General features: G+C 63.0%; 13 protein-coding genes and 1 pseudogene. 6 read left to right on the forward strand and 8 right to left on the reverse strand.

The window, feature by feature from the left end:
* Positions 1–58: 58 nt before the first annotated feature.
* Positions 59–1,147 carry a PEP-CTERM sorting domain-containing protein gene (locus GJ700_RS06965; RefSeq protein WP_154371936.1) on the forward strand — a complete coding sequence of 363 codons (1,089 nt, stop codon included), beginning with the start codon at positions 59–61 and terminating at the stop codon, positions 1,145–1,147.
* On the opposite strand, the gene GJ700_RS06970 is transcribed toward GJ700_RS06965, so the two are convergent.
* The 3 genes from GJ700_RS06970 to gmk all read right to left on the reverse strand — a co-directional run bounded on the left by GJ700_RS06970 (position 1,144) and on the right by gmk (position 4,395).
* Positions 1,144–3,429 (reverse strand): RelA/SpoT family protein, encoded by a 2,286-nt coding sequence (locus GJ700_RS06970; protein WP_154371938.1) that lies wholly within the window; start codon positions 3,427–3,429, stop codon positions 1,144–1,146. The two genes, GJ700_RS06965 and GJ700_RS06970, sit on opposite strands and share 4 nt — an antisense overlap.
* Before the next feature lie 67 nt (positions 3,430–3,496).
* Positions 3,497–3,700, reverse strand: coding sequence for a DNA-directed RNA polymerase subunit omega (rpoZ, locus tag GJ700_RS06975; RefSeq protein WP_093557479.1), 204 nt, complete (start codon positions 3,698–3,700; stop codon positions 3,497–3,499).
* Between the two features lie 47 nt (positions 3,701–3,747).
* Positions 3,748–4,395 (reverse strand): guanylate kinase, encoded by a 648-nt coding sequence (gene gmk / locus GJ700_RS06980; RefSeq protein ID WP_154371941.1) that lies wholly within the window; start codon positions 4,393–4,395, stop codon positions 3,748–3,750.
* Between the two features lie 147 nt (positions 4,396–4,542).
* Between gmk and GJ700_RS06985 the strand changes: the two genes are divergently transcribed.
* Together GJ700_RS06985 and GJ700_RS06990 are read left to right on the forward strand one after the other, a co-directional pair.
* Entirely contained in the window at positions 4,543–5,142 is a 600-nt protein-coding gene (locus GJ700_RS06985) for a TetR/AcrR family transcriptional regulator (protein WP_229506841.1), read from the forward strand.
* Entirely contained in the window at positions 5,139–6,035 is an 897-nt protein-coding gene (locus GJ700_RS06990) for an alpha/beta hydrolase family protein (protein ID WP_154371943.1), read from the forward strand. Before GJ700_RS06985 ends, GJ700_RS06990 begins: the two co-directional genes overlap by 4 nt.
* A 67-nt stretch (positions 6,036–6,102) precedes the next feature.
* On the opposite strand, the gene GJ700_RS06995 is transcribed toward GJ700_RS06990, so the two are convergent.
* Positions 6,103–7,488, reverse strand: a complete 1,386-nt coding sequence (locus tag GJ700_RS06995; protein WP_154371945.1) for an NCS2 family permease — start codon at positions 7,486–7,488, stop codon at positions 6,103–6,105.
* 512 nt (positions 7,489–8,000) lie between these two features.
* Here GJ700_RS06995 and GJ700_RS36250 point away from each other — a divergent pair.
* Positions 8,001–8,192 (forward strand): annotated as a pseudogene (locus GJ700_RS36250) (hypothetical protein); the annotation flags it as partial.
* On the opposite strand, the gene GJ700_RS07000 reads toward GJ700_RS36250, so the two are convergent.
* Positions 8,133–10,307, reverse strand: a complete 2,175-nt coding sequence (locus GJ700_RS07000) for a 4Fe-4S binding protein (protein ID WP_154371947.1) — start codon at positions 10,305–10,307, stop codon at positions 8,133–8,135. The pseudogene GJ700_RS36250 and the gene GJ700_RS07000 overlap by 60 nt on opposite strands.
* Before the next feature lie 47 nt (positions 10,308–10,354).
* Positions 10,355–11,389, reverse strand: coding sequence for an FAD:protein FMN transferase (locus GJ700_RS07005; RefSeq protein ID WP_154371949.1), 1,035 nt, complete (start codon positions 11,387–11,389; stop codon positions 10,355–10,357).
* A gap of 285 nt (positions 11,390–11,674) precedes the next feature.
* Here GJ700_RS07005 and GJ700_RS07010 point away from each other — a divergent pair, with 285 nt between their 5' ends.
* A complete protein-coding gene (locus GJ700_RS07010; RefSeq protein ID WP_154371951.1) occupies positions 11,675–12,127 on the forward strand; it encodes a cupin domain-containing protein in 453 nt (150 codons plus the stop codon).
* Between the two features lie 48 nt (positions 12,128–12,175).
* Here the strand turns inward: GJ700_RS07010 and GJ700_RS07015 are convergent, their stop codons facing one another.
* Together GJ700_RS07015 and GJ700_RS07020 are read right to left on the reverse strand one after the other, a co-directional pair.
* The gene (locus GJ700_RS07015; protein ID WP_371867857.1) at positions 12,176–12,811 is read right to left on the reverse strand and encodes a response regulator transcription factor; all 636 of its coding nucleotides are present in this window, start codon (positions 12,809–12,811) and stop codon (positions 12,176–12,178) included.
* Positions 12,811–14,220, reverse strand: a complete 1,410-nt coding sequence (locus GJ700_RS07020) for a sensor histidine kinase (RefSeq protein WP_154371954.1) — start codon at positions 14,218–14,220, stop codon at positions 12,811–12,813. The genes GJ700_RS07015 and GJ700_RS07020 overlap by 1 nt, the downstream gene beginning before the upstream one ends.
* A 230-nt stretch (positions 14,221–14,450) precedes the next feature.
* On the opposite strand from GJ700_RS07020, the gene GJ700_RS07025 reads away from it, so the two are divergent.
* Positions 14,451–14,882, forward strand: a 432-nt coding sequence (locus tag GJ700_RS07025) for a hypothetical protein (protein WP_229506842.1), incomplete at its 3' end; no start/stop codon positions are given.

The raw sequence follows: 14,882 nt of genomic DNA on the forward strand, positions 1-14,882 counted from the left end.
GCATGTCGCGGCGTCCCGATACGGTGCGCGCCCCGTTGACTCATCCACTGGAGGTTGCATGAACAAATTACGCCTTTGCTGGCCCGCCTTGCTGCTATGCGGGCCATTACATGCCGCGGCTGCGCCGCAATACAGCATGACCTTGCTCGACCAGGCGCACGGCGTCGCCGTCGCCATCAACAATGCCGGCCTGGTGGCCGGCAACCGCTGGGACAGCACGTTGGGCAGCCGCACCTTTAGATGGTCGAACGGCCAGTATGCGCTGCTGCCGGATTCGTTCGGGCTGGTGTATGGCATCAGCTCGCAGGGCCATATCGCGGGCGTCAGCCAGACGTACGAGGAAGCAGGCGGGCAATGGATGTGGTCCGATGGCCTGGTGTACCACCAGGGCAGCCTCGGTGGCGTGCCGGACGTGTTTCCGCCGGCCCCGGGTTCGTGGATGTACCGCTTTACGCGGGCGCAGGACGTCAATGGCGCCGGCGCCGTGGTGGCCGTGACGGAAGCGGGCAGCAATAGCGGCACCTTCCTGTACGCGAACGGGAAGACAACGGTGTTGCCCATGTCGCAGGCCATCGCCATCAACGATGCGGGGCAAATTGCCGGCAACAGCGATTACGCCGAGCCGGTGAACCAGGCGGTGCTGTATGACCATGGCACGCTGACGCGGCTGGGGACCCTGCCGACGGACGGCTATGCTCACAGCAGCGCGCGCGATATCAATGAAGCGGGCGCGGTCGTCGGGGCATCGTATTTCGGCAATGGCGCGCAAGTGCATACGCATTCCTTCCTGTATCAGAACGGACAGATGACGCCGCTGAGCGACTTCACCACGGAAAACATGGCCAACGCCATCAACAACCTGGGCGCGGTGGTCGGCAATTTCAGGGTGGCTGGCGCCACCGACCACGGCTACCTGATGTTGAATGGCGAGCAATATGACTTGAATGCGCTGGTGACCAACGGCGGCGGCTGGACCATCAGCCGCGCGGAAGACATCAACGACAGTGGCGTCATCGTGGGGCAGGCATGCCGCAACAATGGCAGCGACTGCGTGGCGATGTTGTTGAGTCCGGTGCCGGAGCCGGGGGCGTGGATGATGCTGGCGGCCGGGCTGGGCCTGCTGGGGTGGCGCCGCCTGCGTTCTTAACTGCGCTCGCGCAGGACGCGGTTCACGCCCGCCACCTTGCGCACGTTGCGCAGCAGGCCCGCCAGGTGCACGCGGTCCTTGACTTGCACGGTGAAGCGCAACTGGTGCAGCACGTGTTCCGCGTCTTCATCCATGCCGACGAACGTGATGTTGGCATCGGATTCGCCGATCTCCGCCGCCACCCGCGCCAGGATGCCTTTTTCGTTTTCGATCAGCAGCTTGATGCGGACGTCGAAGCGGCGGTTGATGTCGTGGCCCCATTTGACGGGGATCCAGCGGTCCGGTTCCTTCTGGCGCTGGCGCTTGCCGACCGAGCAATCGGTGGTGTGCACCAGCAAGCCCTGGTCGCGCCGCAACTGGCCGATGATGCCGTCGCCGGGAATCGGCAGGCAGCATTGCGCCAGTTGCACCGATACGCCTTCGCTGCCGCAAATGGTGACGGGGTCCAGCTCCGCCGCACTGTTGTGGTCCACCGGCATCGTTGCCGATTCGCCGCCCATCAAGCCGAAGATATGGCGCGCCACCAGGGCCGCCATGCGCTTGCCGATGCCGATGTCGGCATACAGTTCTTCCAGCGACTTGGCCGACGATTCGTTGAGCAGGCGTTCGGCCAGCGGTTCCGGCAACGTCGGATCGATATTGGCCACGGCCAGCGCCTGCGCCAGCAATTGCCGGCCCAGCGCGATCGATTCCGGCAGGTTGATGGTGCGCAGGTGGTGGCGGATCGCGGAGCGGGCCTTGCCCGTGCGCACGAAGCTGAGCCAGCCCGGGCTGGGGCGCGATTGCGGGTCCGTGATGATTTCAATGATGTCGCCGTTGCGCAATTCCGTACGCAGCGGCACCGATTCGCCATTGATGTTGACGCCCACCGTGTGGTCGCCAATGCCGGTGTGGATCGCGTACGCGAAGTCGATCGGCGTGGCGCCCCGCGGCAGCGCAATGATCTTGGATTTCGGCGTAAACACGTAGACGGAATCGGGGAACAGGTCGACCTTGACGTGTTCCAGGAATTCCGCCGAGTCGCCGGTTTGCTGCTGGATGTCCAGCAGCGATTGCAGCCACGCGTGGGTGCGCTGCTGCAAATCCGTCATGCTGGTGTCGCCGGTTTTATACAGCCAGTGCGCCGCCACGCCGGACTCCGCCGTGCGGTGCATTTCCTGCGTGCGGATCTGGAATTCCACCGGCGTGCCGTACGGACCGATCAGCGTGGTGTGCAGCGACTGGTAGCCGTTCAGTTTGCGGATCGCGATGTAATCCTTGAACTTGCCCGGCATGGGTTTGTACAGCGAGTGCAGGGTGCCCAGCGCCACGTAGCAATTCTGGAAACTGTCGACCACCACGCGGAAACCGTACACGTCCAGCACCTGGGAAAAACTCAGGCGCTTGCTGCGCATTTTTTTATAGATGCCGTACAGCGTTTTTTCGCGGCCATACACTTCCGCCTCGATATTGGCGGCCCCCAGCGTGTTTTTCACCGACTCGAGGATTTTCTTGACCACTTCGCGGCGGTTGCCGCGCGCCGCTTTCACGGCCTTGGCCAGCACGTGATAGCGCAGTGGGTGCAGGTGCGCGAACGACAAATCCTGCAATTCACGGTAGATATTGTTCAGGCCCAGGCGGTGCGCGATGGGCACGTACACTTCCATGGTCTCGCCGGCGATGCGGCGCTTCTTGGCCGGCGCCATCACATCCAGGGTGCGCATGTTGTGCAGGCGGTCGGCCAGCTTGATCAGGATGACGCGCACGTCGGACGCCATGGCCAGCAACATCTTGCGGAAGTTTTCCGCCTGCGCTTCGATCTGGCTCTGGAACTCGATTTTTTCCAGCTTCGACAAGCCATCGACCAGGTGCGCCACCGGCGCGCCAAAGCGCTCGATCAATTCCTCCTTCTTGACGTCCTGGTCTTCCATCACATCGTGCAGCAGCGCGGCCATGATGGCTTGCGCATCGAGCTTCCAGTCGGCGCAGATTTCCGCGACAGCGATAGGGTGGGAGATATAGGGTTCGCCTGACTTGCGGACTTGGCCGAGATGCATCTCGTCCGAGAAACGGTACGCTTCCTTGACCTTTTTCAGGTCGGCGGCCGACATGTATTCAGCCAGCTTTTCAGTCAGGTGGGTAACGGACGCAACGCCCGCAGTCAGGGTAGGGGTAGCCAGTGGCGAAGAAGGCACAGGGGAAGCAGCGGTGGGTGGTGAAGCGGGAACGCCCGGCTCAGTAGAGGCCGGGCGCTTGGCCCGGCTGGCGGGCTTGCCTGTTACATCATCAGGTGTCAGGTTCATACGGGTCCAATTACAACGTTGTAAACGTTCGAACCGCGTCTGCAAGTGAAGGGCGTGGCCGCCCAGCTTACATAGGAACCTTTTTCAGCATTTCCAGGCCGACTTTACCGGCCGCGATTTCGCGCAGTGCAACAACGGTAGGTTTGTCCTTGGCGTCGACTTTCGGGGTGTGGCCTTGCAGCAGCTGGCGGGCGCGATAGGTCGCGGCCAGGGTCAGCTGGAAGCGGTTAGGTACGTTTTTCAGGCAATCTTCAATGGTGATACGGGCCATCTATTACTCCAATTCGGTGTCTTGATTACGGATGATGCTGGGACGGATTATTCCGCGTGCTCCGCGTGGATGCCCAGCTGGGCGAAGAGCGATACGTTGCGTGCTGCTTGCTGCGAGAACCTGCAGCGGGCTGCCCGGACAATCGCATTCAACTCGGCCAGGGCGACGGGAAAGTCTTGGTTGATAATAACATACTCAAACTCGGGCGCGTGGGCGATTTCGCCGCCCGCGGCCAGCAGGCGCCGCGTGATCACGTGCGGTTCATCCTGGCCGCGCTTGTGCAAGCGTTCTTCCAGCGCCTGGATCGATGGCGGCAGGATGAAGATGCCGGCGGCCAGCGGGAATTGCTTCTTCACCTGGCGCGCGCCTTGCCAGTCGATTTCCAGCAGGATGTCGGTGCCGGTCTTCATCTGTTCTTCGACGAAAATGCGCGACGTGCCATAGTAATTGCCATGCACTTCGGCCCACTCGAGGAATTCGCCGGCCTGTGCGCGCGCGACGAAGTCTTCCGGCGTCGTGAAGAAATATTCGCGGCCATGTTCTTCGCCCGGACGGGGCTGGCGGGTCGTGGTCGAGATCGACAGCTTGATGCCGGGTTCTTGCGCCAGCAGTGCGTTGACCAGCGTGGATTTGCCGGCGCCGGACGGCGCGGCCACCATGAACAGGCTGCCAGAGAATGCGTGAGGTAGGCTCATGTTGTACTTTCTGTAACTGGCGGGCAGTACGCGATTACGGTTGCCCAAAGGCGTATTTTATCAAGGCTTGCCTTGGATCACCACTTTCGTGCGGATCCCGTATCTTTTTGCTTGAAACTGGACCGACTGGTCTATAGAATTATCACCATGACTTCCGCTACTGAAAAAACAACCCCGGCTGGCACCCGCGAACGCCTTGTGGGCGCCATGATCCGCACCTTGCAAACCCGTGGCTTGCACGGCGCGGGATTGAGCGACATCCTGGCGCTGGCGCAGGCGCCCAAGGGCGTGCTGTACCACCATTTCCCTGGCGGGAAGAGCGCGCTGGCCGTGGCGGCCATTGAAAGCACGGTGGACTGGTCATGCGAGTGGCTGGACAAATTGATGCTCACACATGGCAATCCGGCCGACGCGCTGCGCGCCTGGATCGTCCGCGCGGTGGGCGGCCTGGGTGACAGCGGCTTTGAACTGGGTTGCCCGCTGGCGGCCGTGGCGCTGGAATCGACGGCGGCCGACGTGGAGATCCGCGCGGCGCTGGCGAACGGTTTCGATGCGATCCGCCACCGCATTGCACAGGCGCTGGTGCGCGCCGGCCACGATGACATCCGCGCGCAGGGCCTGGCTGCGCTGATGGTGGCGGCGTATGAAGGGGGCTTGCTGCAGGCGCGCGTTGCCAACGACGTGGCGCCCATGATGCAGGCCACGGAAACCTTGCTGTCGCTGTTGAACCCGAAGGAGTCACCATGAATGCCACCATAGCGCAAGCGCTGACCATCCACGCCGCCGACGGCTATCCGCTGGCCGCGCTGCGCTACCCGGCCCAGGGCCCGGAGCGGGCCCGCCTGATCGTGGCGGGCGCCACTGGCGTGCCGCAAGGCTTTTACCGCCGCTTTGCCGAATTTGCCGCCAGCCGCGGTTACACGGTGCTGACCTTTGATTACCGGGGCATCGCGCAATCGAAATCCGGCAAGCTGCGGGGTTTCCGCGCCAGCTTCCTGGACTGGGCGAAGCTGGACCTGGCGGCCGTGGTCGATACCGCCGCGGCGCAGGCATCGGCCGCGCCTTTATATATGGTGGGCCATTCGTTCGGCGGCCATGCGTTCGGCCTGTTGCCGAACCATGCGAAAGTCGACGGTCTCTACGTGTTCGGCACGGGCGCCGGCTGGCACGGCTGGATGCCGCCGCTGGAACGCATCCGCGTGAAATTCATGTGGCACGTGGCGGGGCCGCTGCTGGTGCGCTGGAAGGGATTCCTCGCATGGAAGCGGCTGGGCATGGGCGAGGATTTGCCGCTGGGCGTCTATACGCAGTGGAAGCGCTGGTGCCATTACCCCCATTACTTCTTCGACGATCCGGAAATGGGGCAGGTGGCGCGCGATTTCGCGGCAGTGCGGGCGCCCATCATGGCCGTCAATGCGGCCGACGATTTGTGGGCGCCGCCGGATTCGCGCGATGCCTTCATGGCCGGCTACCGCAATGCGCCGTGGAGTGGCATCGATGTCGATCCCCAGCAATCGGGCATCGGCGCCATCGGCCACATGGGCTACTTCCGGCCGCACGCGCAGGCGCTGTGGGGCCAGGCGCTGGCGTGGTTCGACGGCGTCGGCGGGCAGCGGCCGGCAACGAGGCCGGCACTGTAAGCCAACCCCTGAAAGTAAAAAAAACCGGCAAGCCTAGCGGCTGCCGGTTTTTTTTCCGGAGCGAAGCTTAGATTGCCCAGCCGCCGCCGTAGAAGATCGCCAGCGCGGCAGCGATGGCCACCGTGCCGGTGTTGAGCTTGCGGAACTCGCCGGAAATCACGCGGCCCACCACCAGGGTGCAGAAGCCCAGCATGATGCCGGTCACGATGTTGCAGGTCAGCAGGATGAACACGGCGCACACCAGGCCCGACAGGGCGTCGATCTTGTCATCCATGTGCATGCGGGACACGCTGCCCAGCATCAGCAGGCCGACGTACATCAGCGCTGGTGCGGTGGCGTAGGCAGGCACCAGGCCGGCCAGTGGCGAGAAGAAGATCAGGCCCAGGAACGAGGCGCCAACCACGACAGCCGCCAGGCCGGTACGGGCGCCGGCGGCGGTACCCACGGTCGATTCGATGTAAGCCGCGGCAGGAGCGCCGCCGACCAGTGCCGAGAAGATCGACGAAATCGAGTCGGTGGTCAGCGCGCGGCCGCCATTGTGGATGTAGCCGTTTTCATTGATCTGGCCGGCTTCGCCTGCCACGGCGCGGATGGTGCCGGTGGCGTCGAACACGGCGGTCATGACCAGGGCCAGCACGGAAGGCAGCACGGCCATCGACAGCGCACCCTGGATATCCATGGAGCCGATCAGCGATTTGCCGTCAGCGCCCAGGCTCGGCAGGGCGAACACGCCGGTGAATTTCACGGACGGGTCGAATGCCAGGCCGGCGGCGGACAGGGCCACCACGACCAGCAGGATGCCGCCAGGTACTTTGCGGGTTTCCAGGCCGAAGATGGCGGCCAGGCCAACCAGGCTCATCAGCACAGGGAAGGCGGTGATATCGCCCAGCGCGACAGGCAAGCCTTCGTGCGGGTTCTTGATCACGAGGCCGACGCCGTTGGCGGCGATCAGCAGCAGGAACAGGCCAATCCCCACGCCGGTGCCGTGCGCCACGCCTTGCGGCAGGTTTTGCAGGATCCACGAACGCACGCCGGTGACGGAAATCAGCGTGAAGACGATCCCCATCAGGGCCACCGCGCCCAGCGCCACTTGCGGCGACAGGCCTTTACCCAGCACCAGGCCGAATGCCATGAAGGCGGTCAGCGAAATGGCGCAGCCAACAGCGATTGGCAGGCGGGCCCAGAAGCCCATCAGCAGCGAACCAAATGCGGCCGTCAGGCAGACCGCGACGAACACGGCGCTGACGTCGAAGCCGGCTTTACCCAGCATGCCCGGAACCACGAACACGGAATACACCATGGCCAGGAAAGTGGTAATACCGGCAATGATTTCACGGCGTTGCGTACTGCCACGCGCCGTAATCTTGAAGTAGTCGTCGATCTTGCTGACTTCTTTGGGCGCCGCTGGCGGCGTATCCTGGCTGACGACTGGCCGGAGTTGAGGTTGGCTCATGTTGTGCTGCTCCTATCTATTCTCCGCTGATGCGGCCATTTACCCCGGCCGCCCCATGCGTGTCTGAGTTATGTTTTTGGGGGTGTTTATCGTTGCGCAGCACCCTGTGTTGGCTTGCTGACTTCTTGGGCGAGCGCCCAGTCGGTATAGGTAGAGTAGGGTTTTGACAGGGGGCGACCCACTACGCCACGGAAATAGCTGCCATACGTCAAATCTTATGCATAGCAATTTACTACCAAGGTATGCATGGCTGGCGACGAGTGTGTGGAGCCCGGTTTACAGAGGGAAAACCGGATTTTCAGCGCGGTGAGGCGGTGGCCATATTGCCCCGATTAAATTGCTGATTCGGCACGAAATCAGCGTGAAAAATGACGCGGTGTTGCATATTTTACCGTCGCGTCTGCATTGCTGCGTGATGATTGATGCATGGGTGTAATGACTTTTTGGTTCTATATGCGGCGGGAACATGATTTCTCGGCATATTTCACGCCGGCAGGAGTGATGCTGCTCTTGCCGAACCGCCCCTCGTCGCACTGCCGGGCGAAACCTGCCGGGTGGTGGCGACCCGCATGGCCGTGCACCGCGTGGAGCGCCTGCCGGTGGTGGCGGACGCCCAATCGCTGCGCCTGGCCGGCGCGGAACGGTCAGCGCAGGGCGGCATGTTCGACCTTGCGTTCCAGGCGCTTGCCTTTTTTTTCAAATAGCATGATCGGGACGCAGCGCTGCCTGTCGTGGTAGATGCCGACGCAATCGAGGCATTGGAAGCAGTTGTCGTAACGCACTGCCCCGTTCGATTCAATGGCGTCATATTTGCACGCTGACGTGCAGCGCTGGCATGGCTGGCCACATTCCTTGCGGCGCGGGATCCAGTCGAAGCGGCGCAAGCGTCCGCCAAGCGACATTGCCGCGCCCAGGGGGCAGACAAAGCGGCAGAAAAACTTGTAATAGAAGGCGCCGGCCGCCAGCACCGCCAATGTATAGGCGAGGTATGGCCAGGTCCGCTCAAGGCCGAGCGTGAAGGCGGTCTTGAATGGTTCTATTTCGTTGAGCGTCTCCGCCTGGCTGGGAAGCAGCAGGGCTGCGCCGACCAGGATCCCGAGCACCAGGTAGCGTGCCCATTCCATGCGCCGGGCAATGTGCAGCGGGATGCGCCAGCGTGGAATGCGCAAGCGCCGGGCCAGCAGGTCGACGAATTCCTGTAGCGCGCCGAATGGACATAGCCATCCGCAAAAAGTGCCGCGGCCCCAGACGGCAAACGTGATCAAGGTGAACGCGATCAGCAGCAACGAAATCGGATCGCACCGATAGCTTGCCAGGCTGAGACCGGCGTGCAGTGTCTTGATCGCGCCGGTGAGCTGGATGACGGACAGTTGTCCTTGCGCGTACCAGCCGATATACACGAGCGTGAAGCCCAGGAATCCCAGGCGAAAACGGCGCAGCCTGCTTGCATCCAGCGCCACCCGGCGCGGCCTGGCGAGTACCATGGCAAGCAGCGCCAGTGCACAGCTCAGTACGGCCAGATCGATCCAGCGCGCCTTCCAGGCCAGCAGCCATTCCGGCGTCGGCTCGGGCGGATAGGCAAACAGGCTTGCGGGTGGCGCGTAGCGCAGCATGACCTCCCTGGAAACCAGGGTCGGCATGACGCTGCCTTTGGCGCGCGTGATCTTCAAGTGCAGTGTCAGCGGACGGCCCGGATCCATGCCGGACGTGGCATTGACGCCGAACAGGCGCGAGGCGTTCAGGCGCGGCGGAGCGGAGGCGACGGCCGGTTCATAATCCTGGTCCCGCAATTCAAGAAACGTGCCGCCCTGGCTCATGGCCAGCCGCGGGACTGGTGCGCCGGGAGTGAAGTCGTCGGTGATGATGGGATAGCGGCCGGCCGAGGCGATCCACCACAGGTGATGCTGGTTGAAGTTGCGCTTCATGACTGCCTGGTATTGCGCGTTGCCCAGGATGGCGCGGCCGATCGTCGGGGCGTTCAGGTAGGCGATATACAGGTCGGCGAACGCTTCGTCCGGATGGGTCCGGGCTCGCTCGTCCACGTCGGCGCCTTCGGTGCCGGCGAAGATGTGCTCGACCTGCGCATTGCTGATGCGCAGGTGGCCGACCATGCCGTTCTTGAGCATATCGTCAAAACTGACCGCGTCATAGACGTCGGGCCGGACTTGCGCCGCGCGTCCGGTTTCGTTGCGCGCGGCGAAGCCGAGCTTGGCGCGCGCAACCTTGCCGGCGGCATCGAGCACCGACTGGTTGATGATGCGAACCGAGGTGGTCGCCTTCGATATTCCATCGAGCATCGCCACGCCGTCATGGTTCCTGGGCTGTCCCGTTCGATTGCTGGTCGGGCCGGTTGAAATCAGGAAGGGCTGGCGGATGTTACGCCCGGCATACTGCGCGATAAACTCGCGCAACAGGGAATCGCCTTTGCCGCCCAGATCGCGGAATGTGAAGACGGGTTCGCGTTGCTTGAGCAGTTCAACCCCGATAAAGTTTCCTTTGCGATCAATCGATACCAGGAAATTCATCGGCGAGCCTTCGAAGCCGGGCAGGGGCGCGAGGTCGATGGATTCGAATACATAGGCCACCGGACCTGCATGCTGCTCCAGCGCACTGGTGATGGGCCAGGCGGGGAGGTCGGCGAGTTTGTCCTGTACTTGATACGGGTGGCTGAAACGGCGTTCGATGTCGGCCTTGGTGAGGTCGCCGGCCCATGTCAAATTGCCGGCCAGCAGAAGCAAGACCGACATCCCTATGGCAAGACGGAAATGCGGATGGGGCCGCAGCGTTCGTTGAACGTGTGCCAGGATGGTTTGCCACATGAGATTCTCCATGGATGACTGCTGCGGGATGCGTACGTGAGGGCCGCCTAGGTCCGAAGCGCGGGCAAATTGGGCGTTGTCCAGATCTTTCCTGTTTTCCCGACCAGCAATACATCGACATCGGCGAGTTCGGCGGCCAGCGCCATTGCCTTGTCCGGTCCCAGGACCATTAGCGCCGTTGACAAGCCATCGGCCTGCCAGCCTGTGGGGGCTACCACGGTGACGCTGGCCAGTTCAAGGGGAGAATGCCCCGTGTCCGGATCGAAGATGTGGTGGTTGACGAAGTCGGGGGTAAACATGGTTTCGTAATCTCCCGAGGTGGCCACGCTGCGCCCATCCAATCGCAAGGTGCCGGCACAGGCATCGGCATGCCGTGGGTCTTGCACGCCCAGCAGCCATGGATGGCCAGGCGCCCGCGCGCCGTTTGACATGTATTCTCCGGTATCGAGTAGCGCGTGTTCCACGCCGCGTGCCTTGAGCGCCGCCAGCGCCAGGTCGACGGCATAGCCTTGCGCGATGCCATTGAGGGTGATGGCCATGCCGGCTTTCCGAAAGCTGAGCTGACGCGGACCGGCCAGCAGATGCTTCCAGTTGACCAATTGCCTGGCCATGGCGATTTCCTGGTCCGAGGGCAGGGTATGGTTCGCGGCGGAACGGCTGAATGCCGACCACAGGGGTTGAACCGTGATATCAAACGCGCCATTGGTCAGCGTGGAGATGGTTTGCGCCCGCCGCAGCACCTCCAGCAAATGCGGATCGGGATCGCGAAGGCGCCCATCCCGGTTCAGGCGAAATACCTGGCTGGTTTCGCTATGGATGCTCATCAAGGCGTCCACTTTCCTTGCCGCGCCGAACGCATCTTCGATCGCCAATTCGGCCTGGCGCTGGTCTTTATGCCGCACCCTGGCCGTGATGGTGGTGCCAAATGCCGTGTCGGTCGCGCTGTAGAGCCTGGCGCCCGACGGGTCGGCCGCGCCGCGCAATGGCGAACCGGACGCCACGTTCGCATGCCGGTATGCGAGGCCGGCCAAGCCTCCCACGGTCGTGCCGATACAGGCGGAAATGAAGGTTCGACGTCGCATAGCCACTCCCCTTGAATGTGAGGGCGCCACGCGGAGCCGCCGGTTCCAGCGGCTTGCCGGTCTTGCCCATTCGAAAAGTGGATTTTATGGCCGCGCCAGTCGCCCTGAAAACGGACGATTGCCTGCAAAGGGCGGGGAAATTTGCCCGACCGCCGGCAAGTTCGCGGCACGCGGGGGCCGGGCAAAATTCCCGGCCGATGGCGGGCAAGGCGCCCTGGGAAAACAGCGGTGCGACGGGTTTAATGTTGATGGCGATTCGCCAGTGACCCGATAACCAGGAGACGTATGACTATCTATCAATTCGACCCCAGTGCCATCCAGTGGACCCGTTTTGGCGAGTTTGAACCTGCTTTTCACTACAGCATTCTTCATGTGGATGAAAAAAGCCGCATCGTCGACGCCGTGTTCAAGCTGCCGGCCAATCAACGCATTGTCCTGCACGTTCATCACGCACTGAATCACACCTTTGTAATCCAGGGAGAGCACCGGCTGTATGAAACCGACGGCGCCCTGCGTGAAATCCGGCGCGCGGGCAGGTACACGGTGTCGCCGGCGAGCGAACGCCCGCACCGGGAAGGCGGCGGAGAACAGGAGGCCATCGTCCTGTTCAGCATCCGGCCCGGTACGGACGAACTGATCTACGAACTGCTCGATGACGCGGGCGATCCGGTCGGAACGATCACCTTCCAGACGCTGGTAGAGCTTTACCAGGCGCAACTGGCAGGCCGGCCGGAGTGATATGTGGGGGCCCGGCCTGAAGGCCCTGCACCCATCTTATTGAAGGCCTTAAAACAGTCCGAGCTTGATCGCGGCCCGGGCCAGCTCGATGTCGGTACGCACACCGAGCTTCATCTTGATCTGGTAGTGGCAGTTCTGCACGGTCTTGACGGCGATCGACAGCCGCTCGCCGATTTCTTCCGAGCTGCGGCCGTCGAGCCGCAAGCGGAGTATTTCGAATTCCCTTGGCGACAATTCGGTCAGCGGTGTCCCTGATGGTGCAAGGAGCGCGAGCGCCAGGTCGGGGGCGATGTCCGGACTGAGGACCTTGCGTCGCGCCGCGACCTGGTACACCGCGGCAACGAGCTCGTCGGGCGAACTGCTCTTGGTGATGTAGCCCAGCGCGCCGGCACGTAACGCCTGGTTCGCATAGATGGGTTCCCGATGCATGGTGAAGACCAGGATGCGGGCATCCGCGTGCCGTTGAACCAGGCGCCGTATCAATTCCACGCCGCCAATATCGGGCAGGCCAAGGTCAAGCACCAGCACGTCGGGCGCCAGCAGCCGGTACTGATCCAGCGCTTCGCGCCCGGTGGCCGCCTCGCCGGCAACGGTCAAGTCCGGCCTCGACTCCAGTAGCCGGCGGTAACCCTCGCGTACCACCGCGTGATCGTCCACCAGCAGCAAGCGCGTCTTGTTCTGCACTATTGATTCTCCAGGATAGTTAAGGTTTCGGCTGGAAACTCGGCGTCTACCCGCATTCCCTGTGGCGATCTCGCGGTCATGGCAAAGCGCCCGCCCAGGGCGGCAACGCGTTCATTCATGCCCAGCACCCCCAGTCCGCTGCCGGAAGTGCTGGCTTCGCGTTTTTCTCCATCGTCCTCGATACGGACGGTGCACTGCCGCGCAGTGCGGGCCAGGCGCACCGTCACATGGCGGGGGGCGCCGTGGCGCAAGGCATTGGTCAGGCTTTCCTGGACGATGCGATAGAGGCTCACCGTCAAATCATCCGGCAAATCGTCGATGCCGCCTTCGATGAACAAGTCGAAGGTACACGCGGGGCTGCGGCGTTGCCAGCCGGCGACGAGTTGCTCGAGCCCCGCTTGCAGGCCGAATTCCTCCAGGCCGACAGGCCGTAATTGGCAAAGGATGCTTTGCAGGGCTTCCAGCATGTGCACGGTCACCGCCGCGATGGACTGTGCCGCCGGCAACAACTCGGGGTGGCGTCCGCGCGTACGCGCCGTGATGAACGCGGCATCGGCGCCGATCGAGGTCAGGCATTGGCCAAATTCGTCATGGAGTTCGCGCGCCAGGTAGCGCCGTTCCTCCTCTCGTACCGCAAGCAGCCGCTGGGCCAGCTGACGCTGGTTGGCCGTGGTCTTTTGCAGTTGCTCGGTCAGGTGATCGAAGCCGGCGGCAATGCGGTGCAGCTCGATAAGCCTGGGACGCGGCATGCGGGCGGCAAGGTCGCCCGCTTCGACGCGTTCGATGACCGCCAATATCTGGTCGGTCGGCTGAAGGGCGCGGCGTACCGGCAGGTAGATGAGCAGGTTCAGCACGAGGATGCCGACGGTCATGCCCAGCACCGTACGTATCTGGTGCCACAAGATCAAGGCTTCGCAGTCCAGGTTGGGCGAGACGACGAACTCGCCGATCTTGAAGCCCGGGTATTGTCCGATCGCGCCGCGGTAATGGATTTCCGGTCCAATCAAGTGGGCAAGGGCCCAGCGCACAGCCGCCGGAGGAGCCGATGCCTCGCCAAAACAGCGCCGAAGTACGGGGCGTGTCTTGTAGGTATCTTCCACCGCGACACAAATGTTGAGTAACTGGCCAATACCGTCGAGTGACGCCAGCCCGGTCTCAAGCCCCGCCAATCCGATGTCGAACACGCCGCGGGGTTGTGCCGCTTCCGCGGTCAACAGGCGCGCTACGGTGCCGCCGGTCTGCGCGATGCGTACGCGTATCCGGTCTTGCGCCTGATGGAACACGACTGCTGTCGCGCATACACCGATGGCCAGCGCGAACAGCGTTATCCGCAGCAATAGATGAGATTTGAGATTGATGTCCCTGCCATGCTCCGCGGGAGGCAATGTATCCGGAGAATCTTGCGGCATAGGCTACCCACCGTCCATGAAGGTGCGGAATGTACCATAGAGTATTCGGGAATTTTTCCCGACTTGCCGGGTATGATTATTATTTGTGCAATATAAGTTGCATCATGCACATAGGAAATTGACAATAGGCAATCAATGCTGTCACACTGCACGCCGCAGGGCTGCGGCCAGCAGCGTCCTGCCGCTTCGCCGGCGTGCCGCCGCCCAATTTCTCAATTCCTATCCCGACCATGCGATGGCTTGCCTGTGTCCGCCTGATATGCCTGTTTGTCCTGTGTTTGCGCGCAGGCGCCTGCCTGGCGGCTGACGCCTCATTTGATGTCTCATTTGACACATTACTGGCGCGCGGCGCCGCCGAACGCGAACAGGGCAACCTGACCCTCGCCATCGATGCCCTGCGCGCGGCGCAGGCGCTGGCGGTCGGCGACGTCCAGCGGCGCCAGGCTGCCACCGAACTGGGCGCCTCCCTGCTGCAGGCGCGCCGCCTGGAGCAGGCCGACGCGCCGCTGCATGCCGCGTACGCCATGGCGCAGGGGCAGGACCGGGCGCGGGCCGCACTGGCGCTGGGCAACCTGGCCCAGCTGCGCAAGCAGCCCGACGCCGCGCGCCAGGCGTATGCCGAGGCCGAACGGCTGGCCGGCGGCGATGCCGGCCTGGCCCTC

Origin of the sequence: Pseudoduganella rivuli (assembly GCF_009674485.1) — a bacterium.
GTDB lineage: Bacteria > Pseudomonadota > Gammaproteobacteria > Burkholderiales > Burkholderiaceae_D > Rugamonas > Rugamonas rivuli_B.

Excerpts from the sequence above, each read along its gene's own strand:
- GJ700_RS06965 (WP_154371936.1), top strand. The coding sequence starts at position 59 with ATGAACAAATTACGCCTTTGCTGGCCCGCCTTGCTGCTATGCGGGCCA.
- GJ700_RS06970 (WP_154371938.1), bottom strand. The coding sequence starts at position 3,429 with ATGAACCTGACACCTGATGATGTAACAGGCAAGCCCGCCAGCCGGGCC.
- rpoZ (WP_093557479.1), bottom strand. The coding sequence starts at position 3,700 with ATGGCCCGTATCACCATTGAAGATTGCCTGAAAAACGTACCTAACCGC.
- gmk (WP_154371941.1), bottom strand. The coding sequence starts at position 4,395 with ATGAGCCTACCTCACGCATTCTCTGGCAGCCTGTTCATGGTGGCCGCG.
- GJ700_RS06985 (WP_229506841.1), top strand. The coding sequence starts at position 4,543 with ATGACTTCCGCTACTGAAAAAACAACCCCGGCTGGCACCCGCGAACGC.
- GJ700_RS06990 (WP_154371943.1), top strand. The coding sequence starts at position 5,139 with ATGAATGCCACCATAGCGCAAGCGCTGACCATCCACGCCGCCGACGGC.
- GJ700_RS06995 (WP_154371945.1), bottom strand. The coding sequence starts at position 7,488 with ATGAGCCAACCTCAACTCCGGCCAGTCGTCAGCCAGGATACGCCGCCA.
- GJ700_RS07000 (WP_154371947.1), bottom strand. The coding sequence starts at position 10,307 with ATGTGGCAAACCATCCTGGCACACGTTCAACGAACGCTGCGGCCCCAT.
- GJ700_RS07005 (WP_154371949.1), bottom strand. The coding sequence starts at position 11,389 with ATGCGACGTCGAACCTTCATTTCCGCCTGTATCGGCACGACCGTGGGA.
- GJ700_RS07010 (WP_154371951.1), top strand. The coding sequence starts at position 11,675 with ATGACTATCTATCAATTCGACCCCAGTGCCATCCAGTGGACCCGTTTT.
- GJ700_RS07020 (WP_154371954.1), bottom strand. The coding sequence starts at position 14,220 with ATGCCGCAAGATTCTCCGGATACATTGCCTCCCGCGGAGCATGGCAGG.